Source organism: Frankia umida, assembly GCF_023242945.1.
Taxonomy (GTDB): domain Bacteria; phylum Actinomycetota; class Actinomycetes; order Frankiales; family Frankiaceae; genus Frankia; species Frankia umida.
On record NZ_JALKFT010000002.1, the window covers coordinates 239,436 to 263,975 of the forward strand.

The 24,540-nt window shown below is 69.6% G+C and carries 23 protein-coding genes and 4 tRNA genes; 19 read left to right on the forward strand and 8 right to left on the reverse strand.

Features of this window, described 5'->3' with window-relative positions:
- Window positions 1-3 precede the first annotated feature (3 nt).
- Genes nuoI through MXD59_RS03260 form a run of 7 tightly spaced genes read left to right on the forward strand, consistent with a single transcriptional unit; the run spans window position 4 to window position 8,004 of the window.
- Window positions 4-552 (forward strand): NADH-quinone oxidoreductase subunit NuoI, encoded by a 549-nt coding sequence (gene nuoI, locus MXD59_RS03230; RefSeq protein WP_248823379.1) that lies wholly within the window; start codon window positions 4-6, stop codon window positions 550-552.
- Window positions 549-1,373, forward strand: a complete 825-nt coding sequence (locus MXD59_RS03235) for an NADH-quinone oxidoreductase subunit J (RefSeq protein WP_248823380.1) — start codon at window positions 549-551, stop codon at window positions 1,371-1,373. Before nuoI ends, MXD59_RS03235 begins: the two co-directional genes overlap by 4 nt.
- Complete coding sequence (gene nuoK / locus MXD59_RS03240) at window positions 1,370-1,669, forward strand: NADH-quinone oxidoreductase subunit NuoK (protein WP_163548232.1); 300 nt, start codon at window positions 1,370-1,372, stop codon at window positions 1,667-1,669. The genes MXD59_RS03235 and nuoK overlap by 4 nt, the downstream gene beginning before the upstream one ends.
- A 25-nt stretch (window positions 1,670-1,694) precedes the next feature.
- Window positions 1,695-3,644, forward strand: a complete 1,950-nt coding sequence (gene nuoL, locus MXD59_RS03245; RefSeq protein WP_163548233.1) for an NADH-quinone oxidoreductase subunit L — start codon at window positions 1,695-1,697, stop codon at window positions 3,642-3,644.
- A gap of 1 nt (window position 3,645) precedes the next feature.
- On the forward strand, window positions 3,646-5,418 hold the full coding sequence (locus tag MXD59_RS03250) for an NADH-quinone oxidoreductase subunit M (RefSeq protein ID WP_248823381.1): 1,773 nt from the start codon (window positions 3,646-3,648) through the stop codon (window positions 5,416-5,418).
- On the forward strand, window positions 5,415-6,980 hold the full coding sequence (gene nuoN, locus MXD59_RS03255; protein ID WP_248815351.1) for an NADH-quinone oxidoreductase subunit NuoN: 1,566 nt from the start codon (window positions 5,415-5,417) through the stop codon (window positions 6,978-6,980). The genes MXD59_RS03250 and nuoN overlap by 4 nt, the downstream gene beginning before the upstream one ends.
- Window positions 6,981-6,987: 7 nt before the next feature.
- Entirely contained in the window at window positions 6,988-8,004 is a 1,017-nt protein-coding gene (locus MXD59_RS03260; RefSeq protein ID WP_248815350.1) for a polyprenyl synthetase family protein, read from the forward strand.
- A gap of 48 nt (window positions 8,005-8,052) precedes the next feature.
- Here the strand turns inward: MXD59_RS03260 and MXD59_RS26255 are convergent, their stop codons facing one another.
- The 3 genes from MXD59_RS26255 to MXD59_RS03275 all read right to left on the reverse strand — a co-directional run bounded on the left by MXD59_RS26255 (window position 8,053) and on the right by MXD59_RS03275 (window position 12,726).
- On the reverse strand, window positions 8,053-9,375 hold the full coding sequence (locus tag MXD59_RS26255; RefSeq protein ID WP_283096270.1) for a hypothetical protein: 1,323 nt from the start codon (window positions 9,373-9,375) through the stop codon (window positions 8,053-8,055).
- A 406-nt stretch (window positions 9,376-9,781) separates the two neighbouring features.
- The gene (locus tag MXD59_RS03270) at window positions 9,782-10,843 is read right to left on the reverse strand and encodes a 2-oxoacid:ferredoxin oxidoreductase subunit beta (protein ID WP_248823382.1); all 1,062 of its coding nucleotides are present in this window, start codon (window positions 10,841-10,843) and stop codon (window positions 9,782-9,784) included.
- Complete coding sequence (locus MXD59_RS03275; RefSeq protein ID WP_248823383.1) at window positions 10,840-12,726, reverse strand: 2-oxoacid:acceptor oxidoreductase subunit alpha; 1,887 nt, start codon at window positions 12,724-12,726, stop codon at window positions 10,840-10,842. Before MXD59_RS03275 ends, MXD59_RS03270 begins: the two co-directional genes overlap by 4 nt.
- 610 nt (window positions 12,727-13,336) lie before the next feature.
- On the opposite strand from MXD59_RS03275, the gene MXD59_RS03280 reads away from it, so the two are divergent.
- Both MXD59_RS03280 and htpX read left to right on the forward strand, forming a co-directional pair.
- Window positions 13,337-14,314, forward strand: a complete 978-nt coding sequence (locus MXD59_RS03280) for a Rossmann-like and DUF2520 domain-containing protein (protein ID WP_248823384.1) — start codon at window positions 13,337-13,339, stop codon at window positions 14,312-14,314.
- A 187-nt stretch (window positions 14,315-14,501) separates the two neighbouring features.
- Entirely contained in the window at window positions 14,502-15,377 is an 876-nt protein-coding gene (gene htpX, locus MXD59_RS03285; protein WP_248823385.1) for a zinc metalloprotease HtpX, read from the forward strand.
- A gap of 240 nt (window positions 15,378-15,617) precedes the next feature.
- On the opposite strand, the gene MXD59_RS03290 is transcribed toward htpX, so the two are convergent.
- Window positions 15,618-16,106, reverse strand: a complete 489-nt coding sequence (locus tag MXD59_RS03290) for a YajQ family cyclic di-GMP-binding protein (protein WP_163547612.1) — start codon at window positions 16,104-16,106, stop codon at window positions 15,618-15,620.
- Window positions 16,107-16,250: 144 nt separating this feature from the next.
- Here MXD59_RS03290 and MXD59_RS03295 point away from each other — a divergent pair.
- Window positions 16,251-16,335 (forward strand) — tRNA-Tyr (locus MXD59_RS03295).
- 92 nt (window positions 16,336-16,427) lie between these two features.
- Here MXD59_RS03295 and pyrE read toward each other — a convergent pair.
- Window positions 16,428-16,958: an orotate phosphoribosyltransferase gene (gene pyrE / locus MXD59_RS03300; RefSeq protein WP_248823386.1), complete on the reverse strand. Its 531-nt coding sequence runs from the start codon at window positions 16,956-16,958 to the stop codon at window positions 16,428-16,430.
- Between the two features lie 42 nt (window positions 16,959-17,000).
- Here pyrE and MXD59_RS03305 point away from each other — a divergent pair, with 42 nt between their 5' ends.
- A complete protein-coding gene (locus tag MXD59_RS03305; RefSeq protein ID WP_248823387.1) occupies window positions 17,001-17,456 on the forward strand; it encodes a gamma-glutamylcyclotransferase family protein in 456 nt (151 codons plus the stop codon).
- Window positions 17,457-17,482: 26 nt separating this feature from the next.
- Here the strand turns inward: MXD59_RS03305 and MXD59_RS03310 are convergent, their stop codons facing one another.
- Entirely contained in the window at window positions 17,483-18,121 is a 639-nt protein-coding gene (locus MXD59_RS03310) for a DUF7144 family membrane protein (RefSeq protein ID WP_248823388.1), read from the reverse strand.
- A 236-nt stretch (window positions 18,122-18,357) separates the two neighbouring features.
- Window positions 18,358-19,674 carry a GH25 family lysozyme gene (locus MXD59_RS03315; RefSeq protein ID WP_248823389.1) on the reverse strand — a complete coding sequence of 439 codons (1,317 nt, stop codon included), beginning with the start codon at window positions 19,672-19,674 and terminating at the stop codon, window positions 18,358-18,360.
- Between the two features lie 360 nt (window positions 19,675-20,034).
- Here MXD59_RS03315 and MXD59_RS03320 point away from each other — a divergent pair.
- The 5 genes from MXD59_RS03320 to MXD59_RS03340 all read left to right on the forward strand — a co-directional run bounded on the left by MXD59_RS03320 (window position 20,035) and on the right by MXD59_RS03340 (window position 21,722).
- Window positions 20,035-20,110, forward strand: a tRNA-Thr gene (locus MXD59_RS03320).
- A gap of 98 nt (window positions 20,111-20,208) precedes the next feature.
- Window positions 20,209-20,282: transfer RNA gene (locus tag MXD59_RS03325), tRNA-Met, on the forward strand.
- A 94-nt stretch (window positions 20,283-20,376) separates the two neighbouring features.
- Complete coding sequence (rpmG, locus tag MXD59_RS03330; RefSeq protein ID WP_009740545.1) at window positions 20,377-20,541, forward strand: 50S ribosomal protein L33; 165 nt, start codon at window positions 20,377-20,379, stop codon at window positions 20,539-20,541.
- 240 nt (window positions 20,542-20,781) lie between these two features.
- The gene (locus tag MXD59_RS03335; protein ID WP_163547617.1) at window positions 20,782-21,240 is read left to right on the forward strand and encodes an FAS1-like dehydratase domain-containing protein; all 459 of its coding nucleotides are present in this window, start codon (window positions 20,782-20,784) and stop codon (window positions 21,238-21,240) included.
- A 53-nt stretch (window positions 21,241-21,293) separates the two neighbouring features.
- The gene (locus MXD59_RS03340; RefSeq protein ID WP_248823456.1) at window positions 21,294-21,722 is read left to right on the forward strand and encodes a MaoC family dehydratase; all 429 of its coding nucleotides are present in this window, start codon (window positions 21,294-21,296) and stop codon (window positions 21,720-21,722) included.
- A gap of 11 nt (window positions 21,723-21,733) precedes the next feature.
- Here MXD59_RS03340 and MXD59_RS03345 read toward each other — a convergent pair whose 3' ends face one another.
- Window positions 21,734-22,933 (reverse strand): pyridoxal phosphate-dependent aminotransferase, encoded by a 1,200-nt coding sequence (locus MXD59_RS03345; protein WP_248815340.1) that lies wholly within the window; start codon window positions 22,931-22,933, stop codon window positions 21,734-21,736.
- Window positions 22,934-23,239: 306 nt separating this feature from the next.
- On the opposite strand from MXD59_RS03345, the gene MXD59_RS03350 reads away from it, so the two are divergent.
- The 3 genes from MXD59_RS03350 to nusG all read left to right on the forward strand — a co-directional run bounded on the left by MXD59_RS03350 (window position 23,240) and on the right by nusG (window position 24,539).
- Window positions 23,240-23,312 (forward strand) — tRNA-Trp (locus MXD59_RS03350).
- Window positions 23,313-23,437: 125 nt separating this feature from the next.
- Window positions 23,438-23,608 carry a preprotein translocase subunit SecE gene (gene secE, locus MXD59_RS03355; RefSeq protein ID WP_225438050.1) on the forward strand — a complete coding sequence of 57 codons (171 nt, stop codon included), beginning with the start codon at window positions 23,438-23,440 and terminating at the stop codon, window positions 23,606-23,608.
- Between the two features lie 139 nt (window positions 23,609-23,747).
- Window positions 23,748-24,539 carry a transcription termination/antitermination protein NusG gene (gene nusG / locus MXD59_RS03360; protein ID WP_248823390.1) on the forward strand — a complete coding sequence of 264 codons (792 nt, stop codon included), beginning with the start codon at window positions 23,748-23,750 and terminating at the stop codon, window positions 24,537-24,539.
- Window position 24,540: the final 1 nt, after the last annotated feature.

Sequence of the window (24,540 nt, forward strand, 5' to 3'; positions counted from 1 at the left end):
GACATGGGCGTGTTCGATCCCTACAAGGGCTTTGGCGTCACCTTCTCGACGATGTTCAAGAAGCCGACGACGGAGCAGTACCCCGAGGAGAAGAAGGCCACCGCGCCGCGGTTCCACGGCCGCCACCAGCTCAACCGGCATCCGGACGGGCTGGAGAAGTGCGTCGGCTGCGAACTGTGCGCATGGGCGTGCCCGGCGGACGCCATCTACGTGGAGGGCGCCGACAACACCGAGACCGAACGTTTCTCTCCGGGGGAGCGCTACGGCCGGGTCTACCAGATCAACTACCTGCGCTGCATCCTGTGCGGGCTGTGCATCGAGGCGTGTCCGACCCGGGCCCTGACGATGTCGAACGACTACGAACTCGCCGACGACTCCCGCCAGGACCTGATCTTCACCAAGGAGCAGCTGCTCGCGCCGCTGGCCGAGGGCATGGAGGCCCCGCCGCATCCGCTGCGCCTCGGCGAGACCGAGACCGACTACTACCTGCGTGACCCGGACGCACCACTGCCCTGGCAGGTCGCGAGCCAGACCGATGGCCAGGACCGATGAGCTCCTTGGTGACGGCCGCGGGCGAGCTGACCAGTACGTCCACCGGGGAGGCGGTGACGTTCTGGATCCTCGCGCCGGTCGCGGTGCTGGCCGCGCTCGGGATGATCATGGTGCGCAGCGCCGTGCACTCGGCGTTGTTGCTGGTGGCGAACCTGTTCTGCGTCGCGGTGTTCTACCTGTTGCAGCAGGCGCCGTTCCTCGGCTTCGTGCAGATCATCGTCTACGCGGGCGCGATCATGGTGCTCTTCCTGTTCGTGCTGATGCTGGTCGGCGTCGACTCGTCCGACTCGCTGGTGGAGACCATCCGCGGGCAGCGACTCGGCGCGGTGATCTTCGGGCTGGGGTTCGCCGGGCTGCTGGTCTTCCCGATCGGCTCGGCGATCGACGGCGTCCGCGGGGACGGGCTTGAGACCGCCAACACCGGCGGCAACGTCCAGGCGATCGGGCGGCTGCTGTTCAGCCAGTACGTGTTCGTCTTCGAAGCGGTCTCGGCGCTGCTGGTCGTCGCCGCGATCGGAACGATGGTGCTCGGCCACCGCGAACGTGACGGCGGCCCGGTCGGCCAGCGGGAGTGGATGCGGCGGCGCTTCGCCTCCGGCGGGCAGGTCACTCCGCTGCCCGGGCCCGGGGTGTTCGCCCGGCACGACTCGGCGGACACGCTGGGGCTGCTACCCGGGGGCGGGCGGGCCTCGGGTATCGGGGGCATCCCGGGCATCGAGTCGCCCGAACCCGCCGCGAACGATGGGGGTTCGGCGTTGGCCGGGGCTGCCGGTAAGGGAGTCGCGGGTAAGGGAGTCGCGGGTAAGGGGGATGAGCAGTGAATCCGGCGAACTATCTGATTCTGGCGGCGCTGCTGTTCACGATCGGGACCGCCGGGGTGCTGGTGCGGCGCAACGCCATTGTCGTGTTCATGTCGATCGAGCTGATGCTCAACGCGTCGAACCTGACCCTGGTCACCTTCTCCCGGCTGCACGGCACCCTCGACGGCCAGATCATGGCGTTCTTCGTGATGGTCGTCGCCGCGGCAGAGGTCGTCATCGGCCTCGCCATCATCCTCAGCATCTTCCGGACCCGCCGCTCGGCGTCGGTGGACGACGTGAACCTGCTGAAGTACTGATCACGGAAGAACGGACGAGACTTCAGTGACGCATACTCCGGTTCACTACGCCGCCGCCTCCGGCGCGTTCTCGCTGTCGTGGCTGCTCATCGCGCTGCCCCTGGCTGGTGCGGCCGTGCTGCTGCTCGGCGGGCGGCGCACCGACCGGTTCGGTCATCTGATCGGCACGGCAGCCGCGGCGCTGAGCTTCGTCGTCGGTGTGGTGCTGTTCGCCGCGATGCTCGGGCGCTCCGGCGAGGACCGGGCGGTCTCGCAGCACCTGTTCTCCTGGATTCCGGTGAACGGCTTCCAGGTCGACGTCGGCCTGCTCGTCGACCAGCTCTCGATCGTCTTCGTCCTGCTGATCACAGGCGTCGGCACACTGATCCACATCTACTCGATCGGCTACATGGCGCACGATCCGGCCAGGCGGAAGTTCTTCGCCTACATGAACCTGTTCCTGGCCTCGATGCTGCTGCTGGTGCTCGGCAACAACTTCCTGTCGCTCTACGCCGGGTGGGAACTCGTCGGCCTGTCGTCCTACCTGCTGATCAAGTTCTGGGAGTACAAGCCGGCCGCGGCCACTGCGGCGAACAAGGCGTTCTACATGAACCGGGTCGGTGACGTCGGCCTGGCCATCGCGATCATGCTGATGTTCGCCACTGTCGGCTCGACGAGCTACGCGGACGTCTTCGGCGCCGCGGCGGCGAACGTCATCGGCTACGGCACCATCAGCGCGATCGCCCTGCTGCTGCTGCTCGGCGCGTGCGGCAAGTCCGGCCAGTTCCCGTTGCAGGCCTGGCTACCGGACGCCATGGAGGGTCCCACGCCGATCTCGGCGCTGATCCACGCGGCGACCATGGTGACCGCCGGCGTCTACCTGATCGTCCGCTCGGCACCGATCTTCAACGAGTCGCAGGCGGCCCGCACCGTCGTCGTCGTCATCGGCGCGATCACGATCCTGCTCGGCTGCGTCATCGGCTGCGCCTACGACGACATCAAGAAGGTGCTGGCCTACTCGACGGTCAGCCAGATCGGCTACATGTTCCTCGCGGTGGGTCTCGGGCCCGCCGGCTACGCGATCGGCATCATGCACCTGCTCGCGCACGGCTTCTTCAAGGCCGGACTGTTCCTCGGCGCCGGGTCGGTCATCCACGCGATGGACGACGACCAGGACCTGCGCCACTACGGCGGACTGTGGCGGTACATGCCGATCACCTGGGCCACGTTCGGCCTGGGGTTCCTCGCGATCATCGGGTTCCCGGGGCTGTCGGGGTTCTTCACCAAGGACCGCATCATCGAGACCGCCTTCGACAAGGGCGGCACCTCCGGTTACCTGCTCGGCGCGGTCGCGCTGCTCGGCGCCGGCATCACCGCGTTCTACATGTCACGGCTGTTCCTGATGACCTTCCACGGCCGGCCCCGCTGGTCAGGTGAGGGTGAGGACGCCCGTCATCCACACGAGTCGCCGCCGACGATGACCGGACCGATGATCATCCTGGCCATCGGTTCGACGTTCGCGGGCGGCCTGTTCGTTCTGGGCCACAGCATGCAGAACTGGCTCGAGCCGGTCGCCGGCGAAGGGGTCGAGGGCGTGCACACGTTCTCCCCGATCGTGCTGACCGCGCTCACCCTCGTCGTGGTCGCCGGTGGGTGCGCCGCGGCCTGGCTGCGCTACCAGGCTCGTCCGGTGGAGGCCACCGCCCGGCCGGACGCGGAGGTCACCCTGGTGACGGTCGCCGCCCGGCATGACCTGTTCGCGAACACCCTGAACGAGACCATCGCGATGCGCCCCGGCCAGTTCCTGACCCGTTTCCTGGTCTGGCTGGACCTGGTCGGTGTCGACGGGCTCGTACGGGGCAGCGCCGCCGGCATCGGCGGACTGTCCGGGCGGATGCGCCGCCTGCAGACCGGTTTCGTCCGGTCCTACGCTCTGTCGATGTTGGGAGGTGCCGTCCTGATGGTCGGCGCACTGCTGCTGGTGTGGGGCGGCTGACGTGAACTCGGTGCCCTGGCTGACGATTCTGCTGCTCGTCCCGGCCGTCGCCGCGGTCGTCGTCGCCGCTTTCCCGCGGCGGCTCGCGACCCAGGCCAAGCAGCTCACCCTCGCCGTCACCCTGGTGGTGCTGGTGCTCGCGGTGCTGGCGACGTTCGCCTACCACCCGAACCGGGCCGGCTTCCAGTTCGCCCAGCGTTACGACTGGATCTCCACCTTCGGCATCTCCTACGCGGTCGGAGCGGACGGCATCTCGCTGGTGCTGATCCTGCTGACCGCGCTGCTGGTGCCGGTCGTGGTGCTGTCGTCCTGGGACGAGTTCGACAGCGAACCGGACGGGCCGGCCAGCCCGTCCGGTGGGGTCGTGCCGGGTGATGGCAGCGGCAGTGGCAGCGGCAGTGGCAGTGGCAGTAGCAGTAGCAGTAGCAGTGGCAGTGGCCTTGGCGGCGATCCTGGTACTGGGGGTGGGGGGACGGCGGTGCTGGTGGCGGCGCCGCCGACGCCGGTGGTGGACGCGGTTGCGGCGGTGGGCGCGGCGGTGGCGCCACGGCGGTCGGTGCCGGTGTTCTGCGCGCTGGTGCTGGTGCTGGAGGCGGGGCTGGTCGGGGTGTTCGCCGCGACCGACGTGTTCCTGTTCTACGTCTTCTTCGAGGCGATCCTGATTCCGATGTACTTCCTGATCGGAAGCTTCGGGCCGGCGGGGCAGCAGGCGCAGCGTTCGTACGCGGCGGTGAAGTTCCTGATCTACAGCCTGCTGGGCGGGCTGCTCATGCTCGCCGCGGTGATCGGGCTGTACGTCGTGTCCGCCGAGCAGTTGGGCAGCGGCACGTTCGACTTCGCCCTGCTACGCCAACTCGACATCACCCCGGGTGTGCAGAAGCTGCTGTTCCTCGGCTTCTTCGTCGCGTTCGCCATCAAGGCGCCGCTGTTCCCGTTCCACACCTGGCTGCCCGACGCCGGTGCGCAGGCGCCGGTCGGGGGAGCGGTGCTGCTCGTCGGCCTGCTGGACAAGGTGGGCACGTTCGGCCTGATCCGCTACTGCATCCCGCTGTTCCCGGACGCGTCGGACTACTTCGCGCCACTCGTGCTGGCCCTGGCGATCATCGGAATCTTCTACGGGGCGCTGCTCGCGATCGGGCAACGGGACATGAAACGGCTGGTCTCGTACACCTCGCTGGCCCACTTCGGGTTCATCACGCTCGGCCTGTTCGCCTTCACCAGCCAGGCCGGTACCGGCGCCGTGCTCTACATGGTGAACCACGGGCTCTCCACCGGACTGCTGTTCCTGGTCGTCGGCTTCCTCATCGCCCGCCGCGGCACGGCCGACATCGGCGCCTACGGCGGACTGGCGAAGGTGACACCGGTGCTGGCGGGAACGATGCTCATCGCTGGTCTGTCATCGCTGGCGCTGCCGGGCACGAACAGCTTCGTCAGCGAGTTCCTGGTCCTGGTCGGCACGTTCACCTACAACAAGGCGCTGGCGATCGTCGCCACCGCCGGAATCGTGCTGGCGGCGATCTACGTCCTGTCGCTGTACCAGCGGACGATGACCGGCCCGATCACCCACGAGGCCAACCGGACGCTGCCCGATCTGTCCTGGCGGGAGAAGGCCGTCGTCGCACCGATGATCGCACTGATCATCGGGCTCGGGGTGTACCCGAAGCCGCTGATCGACATCATCCGGCCGACGGTCACGGCGACCTACACCGACGTCGGCAAGTCCGATCCGGCCCCGACCCATCCCGTCACCGTCCAGCCCGGAGGCCGTTCGTGAGCGCCAGCCTGCTCGCGCAGACCGAGAAGATCACCCCGCCGTCGATCGAGTACTCCTCGCTCAGCCCGCTGCTCATCGTGTTCGTGGTGGCGCTGATCGGGGTGCTCGTCGACGCCTTCGCGCAGCGGGAGGCCCGCCGGGTGATCCAGCCGGTGCTCGCGGCCGGCGGGTTCATCGCCGCGTTCGTCGCGGTGGCGGTCCTGCACGGACGGCACGCGCTGCTCGCCGCGAACGCGGTGGCCATCGACGCTCCGGCACTGTTCATGCAGGGCACGATCCTGGTGTTCGCGCTGCTGTCGGTGCTGCTGGTCGCCGAACGGCAGTTGGATTCGGCCGGCGGTGCGATCGTCGCCTCGGCCGCGATCACCCCAGGGTCGAAGGGGTCGACGGCGGCACGGACGTCAGCCGACATGCAGACCGAGGCCTACCCGCTGATGGTGTTCTCGGTCACCGGCATGATGCTGTTCGTCGCGTCGAACAACCTGCTGGTGATGTTCGTCGCGCTGGAGATCCTCTCGCTGCCGCTGTACCTGCTGGCGGGCCTGGCGCGCCGACGGCGCCTGCTCTCGCAGGAGGCCGCGATGAAGTACTTCCTGCTGGGCGCGTTCTCCTCGGCGTTCTTCCTCTACGGCCTCGCGTTCGCCTACGGGTACGCCGGCAGCGTCGAACTGGGGAAGATCGCCACCGCGGTCGGTACGACCGGTAGGACCGACGCCTATCTGTACCTCGCGGTCGGGCTCATCGCGGTCGGGCTGTTCTTCAAGATCGGCGCCGTGCCGTTCCACTCCTGGACCCCGGACGTCTACCAGGGGTCGCCGACGCCGGTGACCGCGTTCATGGCCGCGGGGACGAAGGTGGCCGCCTTCGGGGCGATCCTGCGGGTCTTCTACATCGCCTTCGGACCGCTGCGCTGGGACTGGCGGCCCGTGCTGTGGACGGTCGCCATCCTCACCATGGTCGTCGGTGCGGTGCTCGCGCTCACCCAGCGTGACATCAAGCGGATGCTCGCCTACTCGGCGATCGCCCACGCCGGCTTCCTGCTGGTCGGCCTCGCCGGCACCAACACCGACGGGTTGCGCGGCGCGATGTTCTACCTGGTGACCTACGGTTTCACCACGATCGCCGCGTTCGCCGTCATCTCGCTGGTGCGCACGTCCGACGGGGAGGCCAGCGACCTGTCCCAGTGGCGGGGGCTGGGCCGCACCTCACCGCTGCTGGCCGGGGTGTTCTCGTTCCTGCTGATGGCCCTCGCCGGCATTCCGCTCACCAGCGGGTTCACCGGCAAGTTCGCGGTGTTCCAGGCGGCGATCGAGGGAGACGCCACCCCACTGGTCGTGGTCGCACTGGTCTGCAGCGCGATCGCGGCGTTCTTCTACGTGCGGGTGATCGTGCTGATGTTCTTCTCCGAGCCGCTCGCGGACGGGCCCGTGGTGATCACCCGACCCACCCTCACCTTCGCTACGGCGGGTATCGGCACGCTCGCGACACTCGTCCTGGGAGTAGCGCCACAGCCTCTTCTCGACCTGGCGAACACCGCGGCGTCGTCCGGCTTCGTACGCTGACGGTGGTATGAGCGCTATCGGGCTGGACGTCGTGGGGATCAGGACCGATCCTGATCTCGAAAAAGCCGTGCGAGCAGGTCTCGCTGAGGTGGAGGAGCTGCTGCGTGCCTCGGTGCGCAGCGAGTTCAGCTTCGTCACCGAGACCTCCAGGCATCTCGTCGACGCGGGAGGTAAACGGTTCCGCCCGATCGTCGTGCTGCTGGCGGCGCAGTTCGCCGATCCACAGGCCCCCGGGGTGGTTCCCGCGGCCGTCGCGATCGAGCTGACCCATCTGTCGACCCTGTACCACGATGACGTGATGGACGAGGCACCGCGGCGCCGGGGGGCGGCCTCGGCCAACGCCCGGTGGACGAACACCGTCGCCATCCTCACCGGCGACTACCTGTTCGCCCGCGCCTCGGACATCACCGCGGATCTCGGCCCGGAGGCGACACGCATCCTCGCCCGCACCATCGCGACCCTGTGCGAGGGGCAGATCCGGGAGACCATCGGGCCGTCCGGCGGTGAGGATCCCGTCGAGCACTACCTGCGGGTCGTGCGGGAGAAGACCGCCTCGCTGATCGCCACCTCGGGCCGGCTCGGTGCCATGCTCGCCGGCGCCGATCCGATCACTGTGGACACGCTGGCCACGTTCGGTGAGATGTTCGGGGTGGCCTTCCAGCTTTCCGACGACATCATCGACGTCGCCTCGGACGCGGCGGCCTCCGGCAAGACCCCGGGGACGGACCTGCGCGAGGGCATCCCGACCCTGCCGTTGCTCTACGCGCTGCAGACCGACGATCCGGCGGCTCGGCGACTGCGTGAGCTCATCGCGTCCGATTTCGCCGCCGGGGGCGGAAACCCGGATGACGGGGTGGCGGAGGCGCTGGAGCTGTTGCGCGGCCACGAGGGGATGGCCCGCGCCCGCCGGGAACTCGCTGTCTGGTCCGCCCGGTCACGCGACTGCCTGGCACCACTGCCGGACTGCCCGGCGAAGACCGCGCTGCTGTCGCTGGCCGACTTCGTTCTCGACCGGACCGGCTGACCCGGCGGGCGGGGGGCCACAGTGCCCCCACCCGCCGGTGTGGGGGGCTCAGTGCCCGGCGGCCGTCGTGGAGCGTGGCAGCAGCGGGGTGATGCTGATCGGGCCGGGCTGCAGCACTGACGACCATGGGGACGACGATGGGGACGACCATGGGGACGACGCTGCGGGGGACGCCGAGGGGGTGTCCGGGGTGAACGGCAGGCCGGTGTCGGGGTCGCCTGTCGCGGACGGGCTGGTGCTCGGGCTGATCGTGGCGTCCGAGGTGGGCGAGGCGGCCGTTGACTCGGGGGTGCCGGTCGACGAGGTGCCCGGGGTGAACCCGCGCAGGTCGGTCGGGCCGGTGGCGGTGCCCTGCGGGACCAGCGTGATGATCGGGATCGGCGCGGTCGTCGGGCCAAGCGTGGTGGTGGTGACGGCGCTGGAGGTGCCGTCAGTGCTCTGGCCGGGATGCGGCGCGGGCACGGCGCGCGGCGCGGTGGAACGGATGGAACCGCGGGCCGCCTGGGACTGCGAGGCGCCGAACGCGAGGGCGTCGGTGCTGCCGTTGTACTGGATGCGGGAGGCGTCGCCGTTGGTGGGAACAGTCGCGGATCCGGGCTGTTCGCCGCCGAGGGTCACCCCGGCCACGATGGCCGACAGGCCCGCGAGTGACACGGTGCCGGCCGCGGCCAGGCGCACCCGCCCGTTGCCGCGCCGCGTTGGCGCCCGGTGCGCGCCCGGGAGACGGACGGCCTGGGTGTCGCGCGGACGGGAAGCCGGCACCATGCCGGCGGGGCGCACGGGCATCCGACTGGCTGTGAAGTCCACGCCGTTGCTGTAGCCGCCGCTTTCGTGGCTTTGGGCCCCGTAACCGTCTGTCCCGTAACCGTTGGCGTCGTCATCGGCCCAGTGGGCGCCGTCGGACATGGGCTGCTCGTACCAGGCGTCGTCCGGCAGCTGGTCGGTGCTGGGGATGGGGTGGCCGCCGGTGGCGGGGTAGGGGTCTGCGTCGTCAGGCCAGCTGTCCGTGGCGGGCCAGACGGGGGCGGCCGGGGGCCGCGGGGTGGCGGTCGGGACCAGGACGGAGCTCGTGGTGTACCGGCTCGGTGCGTACTGGGCTGGGGTGTACTGGGCTGGGGTGTACGGGGCTGGGGTGTACGGGGCCAGGTCTCGGTCGCGGCGGGCGGTGGTGCTGACCGAGAGGGGGCCGGTGATGGTGTCTCGCTCGCCTGGGGGTGCGACGGGCGGGCGGGCCGGGACGGGCCAGGGGGTGGGACGGGGAGCGGGGCGGGCCGCGGGGCCCGCGGGGCGCCGGTCGGTGGGGCGCTGGTCGGTGGAGCGCTGGTCGGCGGTGCCGTGCCGGGCGTGCCGGCCGGCCGAATGGCTACCCACGGGGGCCTCCGGACGGAACACGAGGTCGCGCCGCCATCAGGACGGGCGCATGGACAGGACCCATCGGCGAACGCGGACCGGCCGCGGGTCGTGGGCTGAGGGCTCGATGACCCCGCACTATGCCTCCGGCTGCACTGGTGTGGTGAGCCCCCCCGGGCCGCACGGCACCCCCACGCGCACTGTCACAGTACCCGACCAACGCAGAGCGGCAAATATCAGACGGAGGGCGCGTAACGGCGCTGTGGCCGCGTGATGTCCGTCGGCCTGGCCCCTCTGGGCATCCGGACGAAGCCGCCGGAAGTACGGGAAACGACGACAACGACGACGACGAGGCCGGGACCCGCACGTCGTGTGCGCGTCCCGGCCTCGTCCACTACCGGCCTGACCTGCCCCGTGGGGACTGGGATCAGTCGATGGTCCAGGTCTCCCCGCCGGAGATCATCGCCATCAGATCACCGTCGCCCTGCTTCGCCTTCGCGTCGGCGACCTGCTTGTTGAGCGCCTCGTCGTAGGTGGGGACATCGACGTTACGGAAGATGCCGATGGGGGTGACTCCGTGGGTGTCCCCGGTGAGCCGGGACAGCGCGAACGCCTGGCTGGGCTCGGCGGCCGAGGCGTTGTGCACCAGGACCCCGGGGGCGTCGGCGGAGACGACCTCCAGGCCGCCGTCGTCGCCGCGCCGGATGGCCTTGTCACCCTCGGCGCCGAAGACCAGCGGCTCGCCGTGCACGAGGCGCAGCGTCACGTCGTCGCGGGTCGAGCGGTCCTTGAGGGTGTCGAAGGCGCCGTCGTTGAAGATGTTGCAGTTCTGGAAGATCTCGACGAACGCCGTGCCGGGGTGCTCGGCGGCGGCGCGCAGCACCGAGGTCAGGTGCGCGCGGTCGGAGTCGACCGAGCGGGCGACGAACGTCGCCTCGGCGCCCAGAGCCAGCGAGACCGGGTTGTACGGACGGTCCAGCGAGCCGTACGGCGTCGACTTCGTGATCTTGCCGATCTCGGACGTCGGCGAGTACTGGCCCTTGGTCAACCCGTAGATCTGGTTGTTGAACATCAGAATCTTGACGTTGACGTTGCGGCGCAGCGCGTGCAGCAGGTGGTTGCCGCCGATGGACAGCGCGTCGCCGTCCCCGGTGACGACCCAGACCGACAGGTCCGGCCGCGAGGTGGCGAGGCCGGTGGCGATCGCCGGCGCCCGACCGTGGATGGAGTGCATCCCGTAGGTCTGCAGATAGTACGGGAAGCGCGAGGAACAGCCGATCCCGGAGATGAACACGACGTTCTCGCGCGCGATGCCGAGCTCGGGCAGGAAACCCTGCACCGTGGCGAGGATGGCGTAGTCACCGCACCCGGGGCACCAGCGCACCTCCTGGTCGGAGGTGAAGTCCTTGCGGCTCTGCGGACCTGGTGCCGCGGGCACCAGATCGAGCAGACGGTTACTGATCCCGGAACGGTTCGTCGTGACGGTCACTGGTTGATCACGTCCTCCAAGACGCCGGCCAGCTCAGCTGCCTTGAAGGGCAACCCGCGGACCTGGTTGTAACCGATCGCGTCGACGAGGTACTCGGCCCGGATGAGCATCCGCAGCTGGCCGAGGTTCATCTCAGGGATGATCACCTTGTCGTACGACCGCAGGATCTCCCCGGTGTTGGCCGGGAAGGGGTTGAGATGACGCAGGTGCGCCTGCGCGACCTGCAGTCCCTTGGCCCGTACCCGCCGGCAGCCGGCGGCGATCGGGCCGAAGGTGGAGCCCCAGCCGAGCACGAGGACCCGGGCGGAGCCGGAGGGGTCCTCCACCTCCAGCGGGGGAACGTCGTTCGCGATGCCGGCGACCTTGGCGGCCCGCAGCCGGACCATCCGGTCGTGGTTGGCCGGGTCGTAGGAGATGTTCCCCGGCCCGTCCGACTTCTCGATGCCGCCGATGCGGTGCTCGAGGCCGGGTGTGCCCGGGACGGCCCACGGGCGGGCGAGCGTCTCGGGGTCACGCAGGTACGGCCAGAACTCCGGACCCTTGTCGCCGGTGTGGTTCGGCTCGGTGGTGAAGGTGACGCCCAGATCCGGAAGCTCCTCGCGGGTCGGCATCAGCCACGGCTCGGAGCCGTTGGCCAGGTACCCGTCGGAGAGCAGGAACACCGGGGTGCGGTACTTCGTCGCGATCCGGGCGGCCTCGATGGCCGCGTCGAAGCAGTCACCGGGGGAGCGGGGCGCCACGATCGGCACCGGGGCCTCACCGTTGCGGCCGAACATGGCCTGCAGCAGGTCGGCCTGCTCGGTCTTGGTCGGCAGGCCGGTGGACGGGCCACCGCGCTGGATGTCGACGATCACCAGGGGCAGCTCGAGGCTGACCGCGAGGCCGATCGTCTCGCTCTTGAGCGCGACACCCGGGCCGGACGTCGTGGTGATCCCGAGCGAGCCACCGAAGGACGCGCCGAGCGCCGAGCCGATGCCGGCGATCTCGTCCTCGGCCTGGAAGGTCCGTACGCCGAACCGCTTGTGCTTGCTCAGCTCGTGCAGGATGTCCGAGGCCGGCGTGATCGGGTAGGTGCCGAGGAAGATCGGCAGCCCGGTCAGCTCACCCGCGGCGACCAGCCCGTAGGACAGGGCCAGGTTGCCGCTGATCCGCCGGTAGGTGCCGGGCTTCATCCGGGCCGGCGCCACCTCGTAGGTGACGGTGAACGACTCGGTCGTCTCGCCGTAGTTGAAGCCGGCGCGGAACGCCGCGATGTTCGCCGCGGCGATCTCCGGCCGCTTGGCGAACTTCTTCGTCAGGAATGCCTCGGTGCCGCCGGTCGGCCTGTGGTACAGCCAGCTCATGAGGCCGAGGGCGAACATGTTCTTCGCCCGCTCGGCCTCCTTCTTGTTGACCGACCCGCCACCGTCGGCGGCGGCGTGCACCGCGTTGATGGTCATCGAGGTCAGCGGCACCCGGTGGACGACGTAGGGGTCGAGCGTCCCGTCCGTCAGCGGATCCGTCGCATAACCGGCCTTCTTCAGGTTTCCACCTGTGAAGGAATCGGTGTTGACGATGAGGTTCGCGCCGGGCGGCAGATCCTTCAGATTCGCCTTCAGAGCGGCGGGATTCATCGCGACCAGGACGTCCGGGGCGTCGCCCGGCGTAAGAATGTCGTGGTCGGAGAAATGCAGCTGGAATCCGGAGACTCCGGCCGGTGTGCCGGCTGGCGCGCGAATCTCCGCGGGGAAGTCCGGGAGCGTCGACAGGTCGTTGCCGAACGTGGCGGTCTCGCTGGTGAACTGTTCTCCGGTGAGTTGCATACCGTCGCCGGAGTCGCCCGCAAAACGCACGACGACCCGGTCGAGTCGGCGGGTCTCCCGCTCCCTGACCTGTTCAGACACTTTCAGTAACCTCCTCGGGTACCACACCAGCGTAGCGGCTGCCGCATTGAGGTGCGTGCGGCGAGCCGGGCCGGGCCAGGTGCCCGGACGCGGCCGACCGATCGAACCCGAATCCGATGATCTACGGTTCTCTGCCCTGGGGGTGATTGGCTGTCGACTCTGTGTACGACTCTGTGTGCGTTTGCGTCCGTGTGCGTATGCGCACCCCGTTGTTCCGCCGCGGTGGTTCGTACGGGTGCGGCCGATGGTGCCGGGCCGAGGTATCCGGCCGAGGGGTTCACCACTGCGGGGGACTCACCCGTGTTGAGCCCGGTTCGGAACGTGACTACCGAGGTGCTCCGTGTACCACGTAACGTGCACCACCCACCGCGGGATCGGTTGGCCTGCGGACGCTTCACCGGCGCTCGCGATGACTCTGTGCCTGCGACTCACCATCCTTTGTAGCCACCATGCGCGGGACGTGCGGAGGAAGGGCCGCTCCACCGAGCGTATCGGCCCAGGGCCTTGTGGCGAGCTGTCGTCCGGCCGACGTGGGTACCTCGCGGGGTCCACAGTGCCCTTGACGACAGTGGATCCGACACCTTGGTGGCACCGGCGGGAGCATCGAGCCATGAGCGGTCGAACTTCTGCGTCGGACCCGATCAACACCCGCCTGGCCAGCGGCGACCCGGCCGGCGACGCCCCGGTCAGGGTGGGTCTGATCGGCGCCGGCCGGGCTGGCGTGGCGGTGGGGCACGCGTTGGCCGAGGTGGGGTACCCGGTGGTGGCGGTGGCCACGCGGACCGAGTCGTCCCGGGCCCGGGCGGCCCGCCGGTTCGCCCAGGCGTGGACGGGCCCGGCGGCGCGGATCGCCAGCCGGCTACGGTCCGCCGACCTCCTGCTGATCGCCGTGCCCGACGATGTGATTGCCCAGGTCACGGGTCGGCTGGTCGCTCTTGGCGCGGTCCGGGAGGGCCAGCTGATCGCGCATCTGAGCGGCCGGCACGGGCTTTCGGTGCTCGCCGCCGGACTGGGATGCGGTGCCCGGCGAGCCGCGCTGCACCCGATCATGACACTGCCTGGAACTGGCGGAAAGGCCGATTTGAATGGTTTTGTTAGGGTTCCGTTTGGCGTCACCGCGGACGCCGAGGCACTCGAGCCGGCCCGGCGCGTGGTGGCCGATCTGGGGGGTGTTCCGCTCGAGATCGCGGACGAAGGACGTGCGCAATATCACGCCGCGCTGGTGCTCGGGGGGAACTTTCTGGCCAGCCTGACCGGTGCCGCCCGGGACCTGCTCGGGGGGGTGGGCATCGACGATCCGGCCGCGGCGCTGGGCCCGCTGCTACGCGCGTCCCTGGACAACGCGCTGGCCGGTGGCTGGGCGGCGGCGACCGGACCGGTGCGGCGGGCCGACGTCGCCACGTTGCGTGCTCACCGGCAGGCGCTCGACCGGGCCGATCCCGCCATCGCCGAGGTGTACCGGGCGCTGGCCCTGTTCACCACGCATGAGCTGGGTGCGGCCGGAGCGCTGGACGAGGCGCAGGTCACGCGGCTGCGGGCCGAACTGACCGAGGACGCCGATCCGTCCGACCGCTGTGGCCAGGGTTGAACCAGGGGCCAGGGTTGAACCAGGGGCCAGGGTTGAACCAGGGGAGAAATCAGCCACATCACCGATCGGACGGGCCGGCTCGGGGAACGTTGGTCTGGCGCCGCCACGTTGGTTCGGGTGCACAGCCGTCCGAGTGGGCCACCGCCGGCGGACGGATGTCGTCGCACAGGACGGACCACCGATCGCCATGCCACATCGCCACCTCAACGGCCTGAAGACCGCGCTGCTGCTCGGCGTGCTGTCCGCTGCCATCCTGCTGGTCGGCTCGCTGTTCGGTCGCGCTGGCCTGCTCGTCGCGCTGTTCCTCGCCCTCGCGATGAACGGCGTGTCCTTCTTCTACTCCGACCGCATCGCACTGCGGGCGATGAGCGCCTATCCGGTCACCCAGGTCGAGCAGCCGCGGCTCTACGCCATCGTCGGCGATCTCGCCCGGCAGGCCCGGATGCCGATGCCGCGGCTCTACCTGAGCCCGACCGGCGCGCCCAACGCCTTCGCCACCGGTCGTGGTCCGCGCAAGGCGGCCGTCTGCTGCACCGAAGGCATCATGGAACTCATGGACGACCGGGAGCTTCGCGGCGTCCTGGGGCATGAACTCAGCCATGTGTACAACCGGGACATCCTTATCGCCTCCGTGGCCGGAGCATTGGCCAGTATTATCGTGTATCTGGCCAACATGGCCCAGTTCCTGGCCATCTTCGGTGGCGGTCGCAGTGACGAGAACGGGCCCGGAATGTTCGAGCTGCTCCTGCTGATGATCCTGGGTCCGGTCGCCGCGACGATCATCCAGCTGGCAATCAGCAGGGCGCGCGAGTACCAGGCGGACGAGTCCGGGGCGACGCTCACCGGCGACCCCATCGGGTTGGCGAACGCGCTGCGCAAACTGGAGGCGGGTACCGCCGCCCGGCCGCTCGCGCCGACCTCCCGGGTGGGTCCGGCGGCCGCGCTGATGATTGCGAACCCGTTCCGCGGCGGTGGCGTCGCCAAGCTGTTCTCGACGCATCCGCCCATGAACGAACGAATCGCGCGACTGGAGCAGATGTCCCGCATGAATCCGTATCGGTGACCCGGCCGGCTGGTTACGTTGTTGCCTGTCGTGGTGTCGCGGGCTTATGGATGAGGATTCGGAGTAATATTTCCCTGCGTGGCCAGACGCACGGCGGCGGTCGCCGCCCGTGCGCCCCTGACCGCGGCGGAGCACACCCCCCAGGTTCCGCCGCAGGCACCCCGCCCGATCCCCCCATCGGGCGGGGTGCGCCGTTTCCGCGGTCACTGGCGCCACCGCTGCCGGCGAGGCCAGGCCCGCTCAGCGGTAGTTGACGAACTGGAGCGGGACCTCGAAGTCCTCGCCCTTGAGCAGCGCGATGACCCGCTGCAGGTCGTCCCGCTTCTTGCCGGTCACCCGCAGTTGGTCGCCCTGGATCTGGGCCTGCACGCCCTTGGGTCCGTCGGTGCGGATCTTCTTGGCGATCGCGCGCGCCTTCTCCTCGGACAGGCCCTGCTGCACGGTCACGGGCAGGCGGAACTCCTTGCCCGAAGCCTTCGGCTCGTCGAACGTCAGCGCCTTGAGGGAGATGCCGCGCTTGACGAACTTCTCCTGCAGGACGTCGAGGATCGCCTTCACTCGCTCGTCCGTGTTCGCTACCAGCAGAATTGACTCGCCGGACAGCTCCGCGGACGCGCCGGTGTCCCGGAAGTCGAAGCGGGTCCTGATCTCCTTGGCCGTCTGGTTGACCGCGTTGTCGATTTCCTGGGCGTCAACTTTGCTGACGATGTCAAAGGACGGGTCGGCCACGGGTGCGGGCCTCCTGTTCGGTGCGAGATGCGGACGGATGGCGCGGCGCGGCGACTACGCGCCGTAATGATCGGAAGATGTGGTGGCGGTTGCGGCCAGCCCGCGTCCCGATGCTCCGTCGGGACCGGTATGCTCGTCCACGACGGCAGGTTGCCCGAGCGGCCAAAGGGAGCGGTCTGTAAAACCGCCGGCTCAGCCTACGATGGTTCGAATCCATCACCTGCCACCACCCCCGGCGCAGCCCGGATCAGCTGCGACACAGGCCCTGGAGACTCCTCCGGGGCCTGTCGCATGTCAGCGCGGGCGATGCGCGCCCGTCGGTCAACCGGCGGCGGCATCGAGGTCGGCCCGGGTCAACAGCGGGCGCAGCTGCAGGCCGAGTTCCGCCAGGCGCTCGCGGCCGCCCTCGGAACGGTCGATGACGCACACCACATCCGTGACGATCGCGCCCTCGGCCCGCAACACCCGGGTGGCGTCCAGCACCGCACCGCCGGAGGTCACCACATCCTCGACGAGGACGACGTGCCGGCCGGCCACCGCGCCGCCCTCGGCCGTGCGCATGGTGCCGTACTCCTTGGCCTTCTTGCGCACGAAGCGGGTCGGCAGGCCGGTGCGCTGGGAGAGCAGCGTCGCCAGCGGAACGCCACCGAGCTCCAGACCGGCGAGCACCTCGGCACCCGGTGGCAGCAGGTCGACCATCTGGTCGACGATGGCGGCCAGCAGCGCCGGATCCGCCTCGAAGAGGTACTTGTCGAAGTACTCGGTGCTCGTCCGACCGGAGCGCAGCAGGAAGGTGCCGGTCAGGTGGGAGGCGGTCCGAACCCGGGCGGCCAGCGTGGCGTCGTCACTCACGTTCGAGCACTGTAGTGCGTCGGGCCCGGCTAGCGTGATCTCATGTCCGCGCCCGCCACCGAACGCCCGCCGCTGTTCGTGTACGGGACCCTGATGTTCGCCGAGGTGCTGACCGTCCTGCTCGACCGGGTCCCGCGGATCGAGCCCGCGGTCGTCGCCGGCTGGCGGGCGGCCAGCCTGCCGGGACGCCGCTACCCCGGACTGGTCCCCGACCCTGCGGCACGCACGTCCGGGCGGCTGCTGCTGGGGTTGGTCGAGGCGGAGGTGGCCCTCCTCGACGCGTTCGAGGGTGCACCCTACGAGGTTGGCCCGCTCGTCCTGGTGGACGGGCGGGCCGTGTCCGCCTACCTGTGGCGGGACCTCTCGGTGGCATCCACCTCGGCCTGGGACCCGCGGGTCTTCGCCGAGCGTCACCTCGAGGGCTATGCGCGTCGGTGCGTGGCCTGGCGGGCCGGGCTCACACTCGGTCAGGTCCGCCAGTTCGGCCAGGTTCAGTAGCCGCTCCAGGGGCTGACCTACCGGGCTTACCGGGGCTGATGGCCGCCTGGGCCGCCGCCGTAACCGGGCTGGTCGCCGTAACCGGGCTGGCCGGTCTGGCCGCCATAGCCGGGGGGCTGGCCGTAACCGGGCGGCGCCGTGGTGCCGGGGGCAGCGGGTGCGGTCGTCGCGTGTTCGGCGGGTCGTCCGGCGCCGGTGGCACGGCCGGTGGGAGTGCCGACGCCTGGGCGGTCGCTCGGGTACGGCTGGCCGTAGCCATCGCGTGCGGGTACCTGCTCGTGGGTGAGCAGCGCGTAGATCACCAGAACGTCGATGGCGATGATCACGACCGACCACACCGGGAAGGCGGCCATGTAGGCGAGCTGCCCGATGGCGTTGATGGAAGCGATCACCACACCCGCCCACCGGGCGATGTCGTTGCGGGCGTAGATGCCGTAGGCGATCACCATCTCCACGATGCCGATGCACAGGAACAGCCAGCCCCAGAAGTGCCGGTCGGCGTACAGCACGTTGATGTCGCCGGTGGACAGGTTGTTCACGATCACGGTGTAGTCGCGCAGGGATGCGATGCCGTAGATCAGGTTGTGGAATCCGACGATGAACATGATCACGGCGGCGAAGGTGAGCCATCCACTTCGTGGGAACGCCGCCCGGTTTCCTGCCATCTGGTCCTCCCGTTGCCCGCCGGCACACGCATGGCTGGTGACCGCCGGACCCCGTAGTGGGCGGACAGGTGGGGACGGCGGGCGCGACCTGACGGTCGCGGCGGGTCGAAGCCCGCACCATGCGGTCCGGCGACGTCCTGGTAGTCACTGGTAGTCAGACAACTACCGTCCGCCGCTTCCTTTCGATACCCACCGTCCACGAACGTCATCCCCGCGCACCGTCATTCGGGTGCAGCTCAGGGACCCGGGGGGAGCTGGGAGACCTGGCCGGTCGCCGCGTCCCAGCGCAGCCGGCCGCGTTCGAAGGTGCTCTGCCGGCCGCCGGGCACGGAGTACTCGTCCGAGGTGGGCAGGCCCAACGGTGAACCCGAACCACCAAGGCCGAGATAGGTCGACAGGATGCGGCCGTGGACCTCGTGGGCGCCGGTCGCCGGCCCCCAGTAGATCCAGCCACCCTGGAACCGGGCCTGCTGCCCGCCAGGCGCGGTCGCGGTCTCGACGTCGCTGACAGGACGGCCCAGGAAGCTGTTCGAACCACCGAGGCCGAGGTACTTCGAGGAGATCGGCCCGTACAGCGCGTGCACGCCGGTAGCGACCGACCAGAACTCCAGACCGTTGGCGTACTGCTGCCAGCGGCCACCCCCACCGGCCCGGTTCTCCACCCCGACCGGGGCGCCGAGTGCCAGGGCGGTGAGCCCGGCGCCGGCGTGCCACTTCTGGATCTCGCTGCGGGTGCCGTCCGCCAGGGTGGCGAGCGTGGCCGGGGTGCAGCACAGGACGTCCTGGTCCACCTGGCTCGCGATGCCCGCCACGGTGCCGGTCGCGCTGTACTGCCACACCGCCCAGCCGGGCCAGCCGCCGGGGATGGTGTTGGGGGTCGCCCTGTCGTTGTGGTTCGCGAACCACAACGGGTACCTGGTGAACTCCCGGGTGTTGGCCATCCGGTCGGTCCAGAACCACTGGCTGCTGTAGACCATCGGCACCCGTCCGGTCTCGGACTCCACCTCCTCGAGGAACGCCCTGGTCCACGCGGCGAGTGGGCGGGGGCCGAGCCCGCCGGTCTCCTCGAGGTCCAGCGCCGGCGGGAGGAAGCCCGCTGCCTGGGCCGGGCCGATCGCCGCGACGAAGTGCTTCGCCTGCTCGACGGCGGTCCCCAGCGAGGCGGACGGCCGGGCGTAGTGGAAGGCGCCGACGGCGAGGCCAGCCTTCGTCGCCGCGTCCCGGTCGCCGGCGTAGTACTTGTTCGTGTACTGGCTGTTCTCGGTGGCCTTGATGTACACGAAGCTCACGCCGGCGGCGTGCACGGCGTTCCAGTCGATCGCGGCGCCGTAGGGGTGCTGCCAGGAGGAGATGTCCACGCCCCGTGGCCACAGCGGCGAGGGGCCGGCGGCCTGCGCGACGCCGACGGTGGTCGCCACGGTCAGGGTGGCGGCGGTCAGGGTGGCGGCGGTGATTCTCGCTACAGGGAGCAGTCGGCGTGGCAGGGGGATGGCGAGCGCGGTCCGGGCGGTGTGTGGGCGGTCAGACCGACCGGGACGCGGCGTGAGACGCATGGGCAACCCTCGATGCTCGGGAGGCAACGGTGCGGTGGCTCGAAAGCCGGTCCGGTTGCGTCCGGGCAGGGACGCAGCACCAGACGGCCCACACGCTAAGCATTAAGAGAGTTACTTACAGCTACCTAAGTCAAGGGGATCTGGATTGATGGCTACGGAGTGTTTTAACTTCCTGGCAAATCGCCACTATCTGGCCTGTCGCGGGTGGCGGGTCGGGCGCGGCGGCGCGCCCACGGGCGAAGGGGGGGAAGGGGAGATCTGCGGGCGAACGCCCGACGCGCGGGGGGTGCGGACGAACGAACAGGGGGTGGGTCGCCCACCAGCGCCCAGCGTCGTGTAATCTGAGCACCGCGACTTCGCGCCCCTTTAGCTCAGTCGGCAGAGCGTCTCCATGGTAAGGAGAAGGTCTACGGTTCGATTCCGTAAAGGGGCTCCACGTACCAGCCTTTGGGTGGGTTCGTGTCCGGGTTGAGCTGTTCCGCCGGTTCGCCTGGGTAAGCTGGTCCGGTCCCCGATCGGTCGGGTGGCCATCCTGGCGGTGTAGCTCAGTCTGGCAGAGCAAGCGGCTCATAATCGCTGTGTCGCCGGTTCAAGTCCGGCCACCGCTACTCCAGGGTGCGGCAGGCCGCGCCCTTTCTGGGCTCGCGGCCTGCCGCGACGCTCGACCAGTTCTGCAGTCGACTTAGGAAGAGGCATCACGCCGTGGCCGCCACTGACGTTCGCCCGAAGATCACCATGGCGTGCCAGGTGTGCAAGCATCGGAACTACATCACGCGCAAGAACCGGCGTAACGATCCGGATCGTCTTGAGCTGAAGAAGTTCTGCCCCAACTGCGGCAAGCACACCGAGCACCGCGAAACCCGCTAGATCCACCACTGTCGGGCATGTCCCGACATCTGGTGTCGTTCCACCGCAGCCGGTCAGGCCTCCCGCCTGGCCGGCTGTTCGGCGTGCCGGGCGCACCGGGGCGTGACCGGCCGACGGTGAGCGGGGTCCGGGCGGCGGGACGGGGTCGCATGGTGGGATAGGGCGTCTCGTTCCCGCACCGTGTCCAGAAACCGTGTCCAGAAACCGTGTCCAGAAACCGTGTCCAGAAACGGAGCTGTGATGCCGCTCAACCAGGACTTCGTCGGGCGGTGTTTCGTCGCCGAGGTGCCCTTCCAGGTCGGGCGCGAGCACATCCGGAAGTTCGCCCGGGCCGTCGGTGACGACAACCCGCTGTACCACGACGTGGCGGCGGCCAGGGCCGCCGGCTTCGCCGACCTCGTCGCCCCGCCGACGTTCCTGATCAACGCGATGCCCGGGACGCTGGGCCTGCCCACTGACGACCCGGCGCTCGGCCTCGACTACACCCTCGTCGTCCATGGCGAGCAGCGCTTCCAGCTGCACCGTCCGGTGGTCGCCGGGGACGAGCTGGTCACGTCGTCGACGCTGACCAGCATCCGGGCCGTGGGCCGCAACGAGCTGCTGGTGACCACGTACCAGTACGAGACGACCGGCGGCGAGCAGGTCGCCACCGGCATCTGCACCCTGGTGTCCCGCGGGACCGCCGCGCCGCGCGGATGAGCGCGTCACCGGCGGTGGACGGCAGGGTGGGGGAGACAGGGGTGGGGGAGACGATGACGGCGACGATCGGCTACGACGATGTCGAGGTCGGCACCGAACTTCCGGAGCGGCTGTTCCCGCTGCGCCGGGCCGATCTGGTCCGGTACGCGGGGGCGTCCGGCGACTTCAACCCCATCCACTGGAGCGATCGAGCGGCCGCCGAGGCGGGTCTGCCCGGGGTGATCGCGCACGGGATGCTCACGATGGCCACCGCCGCACGCCTGGTCACCGACTGGATCGGTGATCCGCGGGCGCTGCTGGAGATCGGGGTGAAGTTCTCCTCGCCGGTCGTCGTGCCCGACGACGACGAGGGGGCCACGGTGTCCGTGCGCGGGGTGGTGGAGAAGAAACTCGACGGCAACCGGGTAGTGGTGAACCTCACCACCCGGTGCCGGGGCGAGAAGGTGCTGATGGCCTCGCGGGCCACCGTCCGACTGCCCTGAGCTGGCCGCAGCTAGTCGAGTTCGGCGAGCAGGGCGGCCACCCGGTCCACGCCCTTGACCAGGTCGTCGTCGCTGAGCGCGTAGGACAGGCGGGCGAAGCCCGGGGTTCCGAACGCCTCACCGGGGACGATCGCCACACCCACCTCCTCGAGGATGAGCTGGCACAGCTGTGCGCTGGACGTCGGAGTCTTCCCCCGCAGCGGACGGCCCAGCACCGCCTGCAGCGACGGGTAGCAGTAGAAAGCGCCCTGAGGCACCGGGCAGCGCACCCCGGGGATCTCGCTCAGCATGCGGTGCATGGTCAGCCGGCGCCGGTCGAAGGCGGTGCGCATCGTGGCGACCGCGTCCAGCGGGCCGGTGACGGCGGCGAGCGCGGCGGCCTGGGCGACGTTCGAGACGTTCGAGGTGGCATGCGACTGGAGGTTCGTCGCGGCGCTGATGACGTCGGTGGGGCCGATCAGCCAGCCGACCCGCCAACCGGTCATCGCGTAGGTCTTGGCGACGCCGTTGACGATGACGCATCGCTGCGCCAGATCCGGGACCTCGGCGAGGATCGAGGAGAACCGGGCCTCGCCGTAGACGAGGTGCTCGTAGATCTCGTCGGCCAGCACCCAGATACCGGTCCGGGCCGCCCACTCGCCGATCGCGCGGACCTCCTCGGGGGTGTGCACCGCACCGGTGGGGTTCGAGGGCGAACAGAACAGCAGTACCTTCGTGCGCTCCGTGCGGGCCGCCTCCAGCTGTTCGACGGTGACCCGGTAATCGGCGTCGGGGCCGGTCACGACCTCGACCGGGACACCGCCCGCGAGCCGGATCGACTCGGGATAGGTCGTCCAGTACGGCGCGGGCAGCAGCACCTCGTCACCCGGGTCGAGCAGCGTCGCGAACGCCTCGTAGACAGCCTGCTTGCCGCCGTTGGTGATCAGAACCTGGCTCGGTGTCACCGTGACGCCGGAGTCGCGCCGGGTCTTCTCGGCGACCGCCGTGCGCAGCTCCGGCAACCCGCCCGACGGCGTGTAGCGGTGCATCCTGGGTTCGTGGCATGCGCGTTCGGCGGCGGCGACGATGTGCTCCGGAGTCGGGAAGTCCGGTTCGCCCGCGCCGAAGACAACGATGTCCTGTCCGGCGGCCTGCATCGCCTTCGCCGTCGCGTCCACGGCGAGCGTGGCGGACGGGGCGATGGCGCCGATGCGGCGTGAGATCCTGCTCATGGCACCTATGCTGCCATGGTGGCGGTGGGGGCCGGCCGAGCACGCGGGGCCGGGCTCCCGGTCCACTTGGGTCGGTCCACACCACCCCACAGGTCCCGCTCCGGGCGGGTCCGGGCAGGTCGGTGCGCGGGTCGACCGGGTCGATCGGGTCCTGCGCGGTTGGTGTCCGTGGTGTTCGGCCGCGCAGGGGGTATGCTCGATCCGCCCGGGCACCCATTCCGGTGACCGGCCCGCAGCTCGAACCGTGCGTTACGGTAGGAGCGCGTCATGTGCGGGGCGGTGGCGGCGGGGGTCAGGGAGTGTTCTAGGGGCGTGGCTCAATTGGTAGAGCACCGGTCTCCAAAACCGGCGGTTGCAGGTTCGAGTCCTGTCGCCCCTGCGCTGTTCGACGGTCTGGTTGGTTCGGCGACTGAGTGGGTGGAGTGAGTGGCGACCGATACCCGTGACGCAGCACCGCGTCCGAGGGGGGCCACGCGTGCCGCGACTCGGCGTCGTTACCGGCCCGTGCAGTTCATCCGCGAGGTCATGGCGGAGCTCCGGAAGGTGGTCTACCCGGGGCGGAGCGAGCTTGTCACCTACGTGGCGGTGGTGCTGATCTTTGTCACCGTGGTGACGGCCTTCGTGGCCAGCCTCGACTTCGGGCTGACGAAGGCGATCCTCGCGATCTTCGGCTGACGGGGCTGCTCGGCTGGCGGTTGCCTGACGCCGGGTCGCCGGCCGGTCGGCGACCGCTCGCCCGCACCATGCCCGCGCAGCGTCCCCGCTGGCGCGGAGTCAGAGCACCAGAAGCGTTCACGAGAAAAGGATCGCCCGCGTGTCCCAGTCCCCCGAGCACGCCTCCTCCGAGCAGGGGGAAGCCCTCGCCCGTCTCGATCCCCTGGCGGCGTTCGAGCGGGACGAGGTGGCGAGCACGGACGCCGGCGCCGAGCCCGACGAGCTCCCGGGCGACCAGGCGTCCGACGCCGAGCCCGCATCGCAGGAGCCGTCCGCAGGCTCCCCCTCGACCGTCGTCCCCGAAGAGGAGGACGAGGTCGACGAGGCGGAGCTGCTGCTTCGCGCGATCGAGGACGCACCGGGCGAGTGGTATGTCGTGCACTCCTACGCGGGCTACGAGAACAAGGTCAAGACGAACCTCGAGACCCGGATCTCCAGCCTCAACATGGAGGACTACATCTTCCAGATCGAGGTGCCGACCGAAGAGGTCCCGGTCGTCAAGAACGGCAAGCGGCAGATGGTCCTGCAGAAGAAGTACCCGGGGTACATCTACGTCCGGATGGACCTGACCGACCAGTCCTGGTCGGCGGTGCGTAACACGCCGGGTGTGACCGGGTTCGTCGGGCTGACCAACCGGCCGTCGCCGCTGCGCCGGGAAGAGGTGCAGTCGATCCTCGCGCCGCCGGTGCCGAAGGAGAAGAAGGTCGAGACCGTCCGGGTCCAGGAGTACGAGGTCGGAGAGTCGGTCACCGTCATGGACGGCCCCTTCGCCACGCTCCCAGCTACCATCAGCGAGATCAACCTCGACGCTCAGCGGTTGAAGGTGCTGGTCTCGATCTTCGGTCGGGAGACTCCCGTCGAGCTCCAGTTCAACCAGGTGGCGAAGATCTGAC